The sequence below is a fragment of the Pseudomonas sp. genome (assembly GCF_036387035.1).
Classification (GTDB): Bacteria; Pseudomonadota; Gammaproteobacteria; order Pseudomonadales; family Pseudomonadaceae; genus Aquipseudomonas.
In genome coordinates this window covers 25,335-35,703 of record NZ_DASVUM010000102.1, presented here as the reverse complement: position 1 = coordinate 35,703, position 10,369 = coordinate 25,335, and the positions used below count along the sequence as shown (strand labels likewise).

The 10,369-nt window shown below is 59.5% G+C and carries 7 protein-coding genes; 3 read left to right on the top strand and 4 right to left on the bottom strand.

Going from position 1 to position 10,369, the window contains the following annotated elements; translation table 11 throughout:
* The 4 genes from VF672_RS09645 to VF672_RS09630 all read right to left on the bottom strand — a co-directional run.
* The coding region (locus VF672_RS09645) for a DUF6531 domain-containing protein (RefSeq protein ID WP_414705589.1) at window positions 1-3,414 on the bottom strand (3,414 nt) is incomplete at its 3' end.
* A gap of 478 nt (window positions 3,415-3,892) precedes the next feature.
* Entirely contained in the window at window positions 3,893-4,675 is a 783-nt protein-coding gene (locus tag VF672_RS09640) for an OmpA family protein (protein WP_133772665.1), read from the bottom strand.
* Window positions 4,676-4,723: 48 nt separating this feature from the next.
* Window positions 4,724-5,149 (bottom strand): DUF4398 domain-containing protein, encoded by a 426-nt coding sequence (locus VF672_RS09635; RefSeq protein ID WP_331104066.1) that lies wholly within the window; start codon window positions 5,147-5,149, stop codon window positions 4,724-4,726.
* A 288-nt stretch (window positions 5,150-5,437) separates the two neighbouring features.
* A complete protein-coding gene (locus VF672_RS09630; RefSeq protein ID WP_331104064.1) occupies window positions 5,438-5,773 on the bottom strand; it encodes a pilin assembly protein in 336 nt (111 codons plus the stop codon).
* Window positions 5,774-6,013: 240 nt separating this feature from the next.
* Here VF672_RS09630 and ppc point away from each other — a divergent pair, with 240 nt between their 5' ends.
* From ppc to tsaB, 3 genes are all read left to right on the top strand, one after another.
* Window positions 6,014-8,650, top strand: coding sequence for a phosphoenolpyruvate carboxylase (gene ppc, locus VF672_RS09625; protein ID WP_331104062.1), 2,637 nt, complete (start codon window positions 6,014-6,016; stop codon window positions 8,648-8,650).
* Window positions 8,651-8,935: 285 nt separating this feature from the next.
* Complete coding sequence (adk, locus tag VF672_RS09620) at window positions 8,936-9,583, top strand: adenylate kinase (protein WP_331104060.1); 648 nt, start codon at window positions 8,936-8,938, stop codon at window positions 9,581-9,583.
* Window positions 9,584-9,673: 90 nt separating this feature from the next.
* On the top strand, window positions 9,674-10,348 hold the full coding sequence (gene tsaB / locus VF672_RS09615) for a tRNA (adenosine(37)-N6)-threonylcarbamoyltransferase complex dimerization subunit type 1 TsaB (RefSeq protein ID WP_331104058.1): 675 nt from the start codon (window positions 9,674-9,676) through the stop codon (window positions 10,346-10,348).
* Window positions 10,349-10,369 lie beyond the last annotated feature (21 nt).

Below are 10,369 nucleotides of genomic sequence, written 5' to 3'. Positions count from 1 at the left end.
TTCGCGGTCGAGTGGGCGGCGGACGGGTTCGGCGCCTTCGTTCAGCAGGTTGCTCGCGGGGTCGAAGGCGAAGGTTTCGGTGCCAAGGCGACTGGTGGCGCTGAGAAGGCGGCTTACCGGGTCGTAGCGGTAACTCAACGGACCACGGCGGCTGTCGTTGATGTCGGTGAGTTGGCCGGCGGTGTCGTAGGTGTAGGCGCGTTTGATGAGCGCGGATTTGTCGTCTGCTCGGCCCAGTAGTTGTTCTTGAAGGCGTCCCGCTGGGTCCCAGCTTTGGGTTTGCAGTAGCTGGTTGCCCTGATGGCGGGCGACTTCGCGATGCAGGTCATCGCGTTCGTAGCTGAGCAGTTCATGTTCATCCAGCTTCAAGCCAAGCAGATGGCCGCTGCCATAAGTCAGCCAGCTGACGCGATGACCGTCGGGGCGAATGGTGGCAACGCGGTTGTTGAGCGCGTCGTACTCGTGCTGCCAGACGGCAACCAACGGTTTGTCCAGATTCGAATAATGCTGATGCTCGCGCAGGAGGTTGCCAGCCGGGTCGTGAAACCATTGCAGGCGGCTGGCGGCATTGGTCGCCATGACCAGCTGGCCATTGCCGTCGTAGGCGAAGGTTTCGCTTTGGGACTTGTCGCCTAGGGTGGCGCAGCGTTCGGTCAGGCGGCCCATCGGGTCGAAGGTCAGCGCAATAGTACGCTGGCCGTTAACTGTTTCGGCGAGGCGGCCGGTCTCAGGATCGTAGCGGTACTGTGTAGCACGACCGTCGAAACCTCTCTCTTCCAGCAGCCTGCCGACCGGATCGTAGTGAAAATGGGCGCGGCGTTCGTTTTCGTTTTCCAGCGCCACCAACCTGCCGAGTTTGTCCCAGCGGTAGCGCAGGGTTTGTTCGGCTGCATCTACGCGTTCGGCGATGAAACCCGCAGCGGTGTAGCGCCAGGTGGTGCATCGTTCCAGACCGTCGGAGTGGGCGAGCAAACGACCTTCGGCGTCGCGGCTAAACCGTTCTTCGGTTTTGTCCGGATGTCTGATCAGGACCAACTGGCCGGCTTTGTATTCGTACGTGGTGCTGTGGCCAGCGGGGTCGGTGAAGCGGATCATCTGCCCGCGTTCGTCGTACTCCCAGATACTCACCTTGCCCGAGCAGTCGGTGTACTTAACGATTTGTCCAGCTTTGTTGTAGGCCAACGCTTTCGTGTTGCCGTTAGCGTCTTTGATGGTCGTAGGAAGGCCGAATTGGTTGTAGGCGTATTCGGTGGTGTTTTCTAAGGGGTCAACTGCCTCAACCAGATTTCCACGAAGGTCGTAGTCCCGTATCCAAAGCCCACCCTCGCCGTCGCTGATCTTGATCAGATGACTTCTATCGTCATAGGCGTAGTTCATGACGCTGTGATCAGCGCGGGTGTGTTCAGTCAGATTGCTCAGCTTGTCGTAGCGATACCGGTCGGTGCTCCCGTCTGTGTGGACGTGGCGAATGATGTTCTTCGCCGCGTCCCGGAAGAACCACTCGGAACGCCCGTCCGCATGGCGAATGCGATAGGTGTAGCCAAGGCTGTCGTAGTAGTGCCAGGTTTCGTGGCCGAGGGCATCAGTGACATAGGTCAGACGGATGTTTTCGTCCCATGCCAGCCGCGTGTCAAAGCTGCCGTCGTCAGCCCATTCGCGCACGGCCTTGGCGTCGGGACCGGTACCTTGCCATTGCAGGTTCAAACCACGATGGGTGCGGTCGGTGTAGCGGGTGATCAGGTGATTTTGATACTGATAACGCCAGGCAGCGCCGTTTTCATCCTGCGCCAGAACAAGGTCACCAAAATCATCGCACTGATACGCGCACAGTTGGCGTTTAACCTCGCCATCACGAACTTCCCAAAGACCCGTCAACCGTCCCTGATCATCAATCAACGTGCCAAGGCGCAGATGGACTTTGTTTACGTCCTTTTCCGAGTAAGTCACTAACTCGGAGAGCACCAACTGCCCATCATGCCGATGCTCGTAATGCAGCATCACCCCGGCGCCGTTGGGCAGCACCTTGTTGATCAGAACAAACCTTTGCCCCCGACGAACGTAGGTTTCCCTGTGCTCAAGCCCCCGCATCAGTACCAAGCGATCTTTGCTGAGGCGAATGACGGTCAGATTTTCGATGGCATTGAAATGGAACAGCTTGACCTTCGGAAGAGGGAATTCATGACTACGGCCATCGGCGTCATGAAACACCAGCCCGTCGCCGACGAGATCAAAGCGCGTGGTAAACGGCGTAATCCAGCGTGCGCCGATGAAGTCCTGATCGTAGGCATTTAGGCTCGAGCAGTAAGTACGCGTCCAGTCGATCGGAAACGGCCCCGGCAGGCTGAAATCGGTATGGCTGACCGACTCCGAGCCCATCGCAAAACTGATACTTCCGATCGTAGAAGCACAGGCACAATCCTTCAGGTCGTTAGGCAGGGACTTGGCAGGTTTCTCGAACTGAACAGCCTCCAGCTTGCCTTCACCTGCCAGACGTTTGGCCTGATTAACCACCCCCGGCTTGATGTTGAACGACTGGCCATGCCCATTGCGCGTGCGCCATGTGACTACCGCACCTGCCAATGTCCCCAGCAACGCCCCAATAGAGTTGTTAAGGCCAGGATCCGCCAGACGATTAATCTGATCCCGAAGCTCCGGGCCCATTGCACGCAACGAACCTGCATGTCGGAGTACCTGCTCTTTCAGCGCTTGGGGCACGAAATATTCGGCAGCACCGTTAACAGCGCTCTTACCCACAGCCATGCAAACATTCGCAGCGGCCGCAAAAATGTTGTCAATCGCCGCCTTATGATTGTAGGCCCACAGATCCCCGCCCGCCTGGATCAACTGCTTCGCTTCCAGCAGATCAGCGTTGGCGTTCAGCTTCGGGTCGACCAGCTTCTCCAGGCCGGTAGCGATCTGAAGAAGCATCTGTTCACCGAGCTTTCCCGCATCATCGAGAATCCCGGGGAGCCTGGCCTGCGCCTGAGGCACAAAGTCATCAAGGGTCCCGACAATGGTGGCATTGAGGTGCCCGATCAAAATCTCGATCAGCACGTCACACAACACCAACTTCCCAGTCCGACGTATCTTCTGGCGCACCAGAAACAGCATCGGACGAAGGCTCATCCGTGCAGCCGCCATGCCAGGCGGGCGTGGCAGCAATCCGATCAGATTGATGCCCAGACTGACCCAGTCCCAGGGATCGCGCTTCTCGTTGCTCCATAGCTTGGCAATGTCATTCAGCGCATCAACGAGCGCCATGATGTTGCCTACTACTAACAGTCCGCCTGCCTCGGCTTTGATTCGATCAAGCGTGACGACCCCGCCGCTGATCTCCTGCAGCCAGGCGTCGAAATTGGCCGCACCAAGACCAACGTCTTCAACCTGAATCAGATCGAGCGGAACAACCGCCATTTGCGGTTCGCGTTTATCGCCACCAACGGGCAGATCTAGGGGGGGCGCCAAGGATGCTCTCCGTGCTCAAAAAACCATCCGAAAAGGCGTGAATGCCGATCCGGGGGCTATGGAGATATCAAGGGCTGTGCCAGCTAATAATTAGCCAAGCAATATCAATAGCTTAAGAAGCAAAAAACAGGTTTTAGCGAAAGCAACACCGGATAATAAAACGAAAAGTTCGCAAGAAATTGCGCACCCCGGCGTAACTTCTTGCGCACTCTTCTACAGGACGCAAACCACGTGGCCCGTGGGGCATTAACCATCCCATATCTGCAAGTGAGTGCGCGACTTTTTGCGCAGCTCTAAAAACACGGGGCGCAATCAGTTCTCTCTAAAAGCACCTCATCCCAACCCCATCCGGAGAAAAACGCAGGCCACAAAAAAGCCCCGCCTGTTTCGCAACAGGCGGGGCTTTCCATGTGCCGCTACAACCGCATTACTTCATCGAAGAGCGCGGTGCTACTGGCTGGTTGTCGTTGGAAATGGTCACTTCCACGCGACGGTTCATGGCACGACCCGAGGCGCTGGCATTGTCCGCCACCGGGTATTCCTTGCCATAACCCTGGGCAACGATACGCTCCGGGCCTACGCCCATTTTGATCAGTGCCATGCGCACGGACTGGGCGCGGCGCTCTGACAGCGAGTCGTTGTAAGCCGCCGAACCGGTGCTGTCGGTGTAGCCTTCAACGATGACCTTGCGATCAGGGTTTTCCTGAAGGAACTGGGCCAGCTTGTTGACGTTGACCAGACCCGAAGACTTCAGCTCGGCCTTGTTCAGGTCGAACAGTACGTCGCCGAACGTCACCAGCGTACCGCGTTCGGTCTGCTTGGCGTTCAGGCTGTTCTGCAGTGCTTTGATCTGTGCATCGCGAGCATCCAGACGTGCCTGAGCACGTTGGGCAGCGGCACCTTTCAGATCGTTTTCAGCGGTTTTAAGGTTGATGGTCTGCTTGGCCAGTTCAACGCGCTGATTGGTCAGATAAGCCAGTTGATCGACTTTCTTCTGGTCATCGTTGTTGCGGTAGGCAGCGTCAGCTTTGTCCAGCCACTCGCTGGCGTCTTTGGTTTCCAGCGCCGCCAGTTCGGTGGCTTTCGGGTTGCTTTGCAGCGCGGAGTAGTTGGTGCGGGCTTGTTCCAGGTTCACGTTCGGTTGCGACGAGCACGCCGCCAGACCAACGCTCAAAGCCAGCAGGGCAGGGATAAGTACTTGTTTACGCATAATATTTTCGTCCTTTAACTCGATGGCCAATGCTTGAACTGCGAAGCGTTACTGAGTGACAGGCTGGACCTGACGCATGCCTTCTTCACGCAGCTCATTGACGCCCTGACGAGCATCCTGCACCGCTTTCTGTGCCTTCGCGGCCTGAGCCTTACGCTCGGCTACACGGGCATCCCATTCAGCTTGCTCGGCGTACTTGCGAGCTTCGTCGTATTTCTTTTCCTGCATCGCCAGCTCGGCTTGCTTGAACTTGTCCTGAGCGGACTTCATTTCAACGGCGGCGTACTCGGTGGCGCCTGCAGTGACGGCGGCGTTTACAGCCGATTGGGTCACGGCGTACTGCTCGCTTGGAGGATTACCTGCGCAACCAGCCAGAATAACGCTGGTGCCGAGCGCCAGGGCAGCCATCTTCAGCCCGCGCAGGCGATTGAACGTTGGTTTGGCAGTGCTGGTGTTCATGGTGGTCAACTCCATTTCTTAACTCCTGAAAACTGGTTGTTCCATTTCAGCAGCGAGCCCATGCGGATGGAGGGTGTTGCATCGCTTTAGCTGTTCATCTGACGGCTTTACTGGAATGGCTAACTGCTCGGACTCCTGCGTTTTTTGAATAGTTCAGACAGTTTTCTTAACAATGAGTCAGGTTTTGTTACGTGTTGTAAAATTGACGCCCAGGAAAATGACGCTGCCTGCGCGCTGCTTCAGCGGCCCTGTTCACTCAGGAATTAATTTGACGCGGATAAAACGACGTCGTAGGTGCAATCGTCAAAGCGCGTCGCGATCGGATATTTCCTGCAGATGGCGGCGGGAGAGTTCAAGAAAACGGGGCGTCGGCCCGACATCTTCATACAGCGGGTTACCTTCCTCATCCGTGGCAACCACGTGCTGGCCGCGCACGTAAGGGAAGCTTGCCTCCAGCTCCTCCAGCGCGGCACCAATCAGCTCACCGAGCAACTCTTCCGGCGTGCGCTTGGGGTACATGTCGGCAATTGCCGCGAGCCGGGCGGCAGCCTCGACGTCCAGATGAATGGCGTAGGCGGTTTCGGTCAGGCGGCCTTTGGCGTTTTGTTCCCACTGCTCGGCCAGCTCTCGGATCTTCATACATACCTCATCAGTGCCCGCGACAGGGCGGGCGTTGGACGTAGGGCCCAGCCACGGTGGAGGGTGACTGAGACGGGCTTCCCCGGCGGTGAAAGTGCGTCGAGGGTTGCGTATGGACATCAATCTGTCGCTCTATACACATCAGTAGAAACGAAACCCCGCAGGGCGTTCCGTTCGGCAGCAGAGAATGGACCCCGGAACACGCCGGTAAACAACAATAAAGCTGAAGGAGAGGGCTGGATGGCTGATATCGATGCACGATTGCGCGAGGACGTTCATCTGCTGGGTGAGCTGTTGGGCAACACCATTCGTGATCAGCACGGCGCTGATTTCCTCGAGAAGATCGAGCGTATCCGCAAAAGCGCCAAGGCCGACCGCCACGCCTCGACCCAAGGCACCGAGCAGCTGAGTTCCAGTCTCGAAGGGCTGGGTGAAGACGAGTTGCTGCCGGTGGCACGTGCGTTTAACCAATTTCTCAATTTGGCCAACATTGCCGAGCAATATCAGCTGATTCATCGTCGCGATGACAGCAAGCCGCAGCCGTTCGAATCCCGTGTGCTGCCAGAATTGCTGGAGCGCTTGAAGCAGGCCGGTCAGACCCCCCAGGCGTTGGCGCAGCAGTTGGCCACGCTGGAAATCGAACTGGTGCTGACGGCGCATCCGACCGAAGTCGCGCGGCGCACGCTGATTCAGAAGTACGACGCCATCGCGGCGCAACTGGCGGCGCTCGACCATCGCGACTTGAATCGCCATGAGCGTGAACAGATCACTGAACGCTTGCAGCGGTTGATCGCCGAGGCGTGGCACACCGAAGAAATTCGCCGCGTCCGTCCCACGCCTGTCGACGAGGCGAAGTGGGGATTTGCGGTGATCGAAAACTCCCTGTGGCAAGCCATCCCCAACTACCTGCGCAAAGCCGATCAGGCGCTGCATGCCGCGACCGGTCTGCACCTGCCGCTCAAATCGGCACCGATACGCTTCGCGTCCTGGATGGGCGGCGACCGCGACGGTAACCCCAACGTGACCGCTGCTGTGACCCGAGAGGTGTTGCTGCTGGCGCGCTGGATGGCAGCCGACCTGTATCTGCGTGGCGTCGACCAACTGGCCGCCGAGCTGTCGATGCAGCAGGCCAGCCCTGCGCTGATGGAAGCTGCCGGTGACAGCGCCGAACCTTATCGCAGCGTCCTGAAGCAATTGCGTGAGCGCCTGCGGGCCACGCGTAATTGGGCCCATGCGTCACTGACCGTTAACCAGGTCGCGCCCGAAGATGTGTTGCACGAAAACCGCGAACTGCTTGAGCCGCTGCAACTGTGTTTCGACTCGCTGCACGAGTGCGGCATGGGCGTGATAGCCGATGGCCCGCTGCTCGACTGTCTGCGTCGTGCCGTGACCTTCGGCCTGTTCCTGGTGAAGCTCGACGTGCGCCAGGATTCCACGCGGCACAGTTCGGCCATGAGCGAGATCACCGAATACCTCGGGCTCGGCCGTTATGACGAGTGGGATGAGCCGACGCGGATCGACTTCCTGCTGCGGGAGCTGGACAACAAGCGGCCCCTGTTGCCCGCGTACTTCAGCCCCGAAGCGGACACGGCCGAAGTGCTGGCGACCTGCCGCGAGGTAGCTGCGGCGCCGGCGGCATCGCTGGGCTCCTACGTGATTTCCATGGCGGGCGCGGCCTCGGATGTGCTCACCGTTCAGCTGTTGTTAAAAGAAGCCGGGCTGCAGCGATCCATGCGCGTGGTGCCGCTGTTCGAAACGCTGGCCGACCTGGACAACGCAGGTCCTGTGATTGAGCAATTATTAGGTATTCCCGCTTACCGCCAAAGCCTGGAGGGGCCGCAGGAAGTCATGATCGGCTACTCCGATTCCGCCAAGGACGCCGGCACGACTGCCGCGGCCTGGGCGCAGTATCGGGCCCAGGAAAAACTGGTGGACATCTGCCGCGCGCAACAGGTCGAGCTGCTGCTATTCCATGGCCGCGGCGGCACGGTGGGGCGTGGCGGCGGTCCTGCGCATGCGGCCATTCTGTCGCAGCCGCCGGGCTCGGTGGCGGGACGCTTCCGCACCACCGAGCAGGGCGAGATGATCCGCTTCAAGTTCGGCCTGCCGGACATCGCCGAGCAGAACCTCAACCTCTATCTGGCGGCGGTGCTGGAAGCCACGTTGCAACCGCCGCCGATGCCGCAACCCGCCTGGCGCCTAGTGATGGACGAACTAGCAGCCGATGGCGTGAAAGCGTACCGGGCCGTGGTTCGGGAAGATCCAGAGTTCGTCGAATACTTTCGTCAGGCGACGCCAGAACAGGAACTGGGCCGCTTGCCGCTGGGCAGCCGTCCCGCCAAGCGTCGTGAAGGCGGCGTTGAAAGCCTGCGCGCGATTCCCTGGATTTTCGCCTGGACCCAAACGCGTCTGATGTTGCCCGCGTGGCTGGGGTGGGAACGCGCCTTGAGCCAGGCGCTGGAACGTGGTCAGGGCGATCTGCTCGCCGAGATGCGTGAGCAATGGCCGTTCTTCCGCACCCGCATTGACATGCTGGAAATGGTATTGGCCAAGGCCGACAGCGACATCGCCCAGCTCTACGATGAACGCCTGGTGGAGCCGAAACTGCTGCATCTGGGCACGCATTTGCGCGGCCTATTGTCGCAGGCGTGCGACGTGGTGCTCGGCCTCACAGGTCAGTCACGGTTGCTGGCGCACAGCCCCGAAACCCTGAAGTTCATCAGTCTGCGCAACACCTACCTCGACCCTCTTCATTTATTGCAGGCGGAGTTGCTGGCGCGCTCGCGCCAACAAGAGACGAGTCTGGACAGTCCGCTGGTGCAGGCGCTGCTGGTGTCTGTTGCAGGCATCGCCGCCGGATTGCGCAACACTGGCTGACAGGCAGGCAACGCTGCCGGATGAAGACGCGCCTGTTCATCCGGCCGCACCTGGAACCTTGCAAGGGGTGCAGCGTTTACCGAGTTGCAGGTTGACCTGCCCTTGCGTTAATCGATGCCAAGCTACTGGTTTTTCGCGGGTTACTGCGACTTTCGGCGTCTTGTGCGGCATGAATCGGCTGTGTATCTTGATCAGCCTTTGGCCGTTGGGTCAGTAAATTTTTTGCGATTGGCCCCATTTAGGCGAATCCGACGATATCTCTATAAAAATTTGAGGAGCACAACAATGCGCGTGATTCTGCTGGGAGCTCCCGGGGCCGGCAAAGGTACTCAGGCAAAGTTCATCACTGAGAAATTCAACATTCCGCAGATTTCCACCGGCGACATGCTGCGTGCTGCGGTCAAGGCCGGCACCGAGCTGGGCCTCAAGGCCAAAAGCGTTATGGACAGCGGCGGCCTGGTTTCCGATGACCTGATCATCGGCCTGATCAAGGATCGCCTGTCCGAGCCCGATTGCGCCGGCGGTTGCCTGTTCGACGGCTTCCCGCGCACCATTCCACAGGCAGAAGCCCTGAAGAAAGCCGGTCTGGCCATCGACCACGTCATCGAGATCAAGGTCGATGACGAAGAGATCGTCAAGCGCATCTCCGGTCGCCGTGTCCACGAAGGCTCCGGTCGTGTCTACCACACCCTTTACAACCCGCCAAAGGTTGAAGGCGTGGATGACGTCACCGGCGAGCCACTGGTTCAGCGCAAGGACGACGTCGAAGCCACCGTTCGCCATCGCCTGTCGGTCTACCATTCTCAGACCAAGCCACTGGTGGACTTCTACAACAGGCTTCAGGCCGAGGACGGCACGCCGAAGTGCAGTCACATCGAAGGCGTGGGCACTGTTGAGCAGATCACCGCCAAGGTGCTTGAAGCCCTGAGCTGATTCGCCTGTCACGGCATTGAACAACGGCCCGCTTGCGGGCCGTTGTTGTTTATAATGCGGCACTTTTTTCGCACAACGATGGAAACCCCGATGACCACCTTGCTGGCCCTGGACACCGCCACTGAAGCCTGCTCAGTCGCTCTGCTGCATGACGGCAACGTGCTGACTCACTACGAGGTGATCCCGCGCCTGCACGCGCAAAAGCTCCTGCCGATGATCAAGGACCTGCTGGCCGAGGCGGGCATCGGGCTGTCGGCGCTGGATGCCATTGCCTTCGGCCGCGGGCCGGGTGCATTCACCGGCGTGCGCATTGCCATCGGCGTCGTCCAGGGGCTGGCCTTCGGCCTCGACCGCCCGGTGCTGCCTGTGTCCAACCTTGCGGCACTGGCCCAGCGCGCGTTTCGCGAGCAGGGCGCCACTCAGGTGGCGGCTGCCATCGACGCGCGGATGGACGAGGTGTATTGGGGTTGCTACCGCGAGGTGGCCGGGGAAATGAAGCTGGCGGGGGAGGAGGCCGTCATGGCGCCGGAGCTTGCAGCTTTACCGAGCGGTGCAACCGGTGACTGGTTCGGAGCCGGCACCGGCTGGGGTTATGCCGAACGCATCGCCGTCAGTGTCAATGCTCAGGACGCCACGCTGCTGCCCCACGCTCAGGACTTGCTCACCCTCGGCACATTCGCCTGGCATCGTGGCGAAGCCATTGTCGCGGACGACGCCCAACCGGTTTACCTTCGCGATAAAGTGGCGACGCCGAAGGCGCGCTGAGGGTCAACCCTGTCCCTCGGG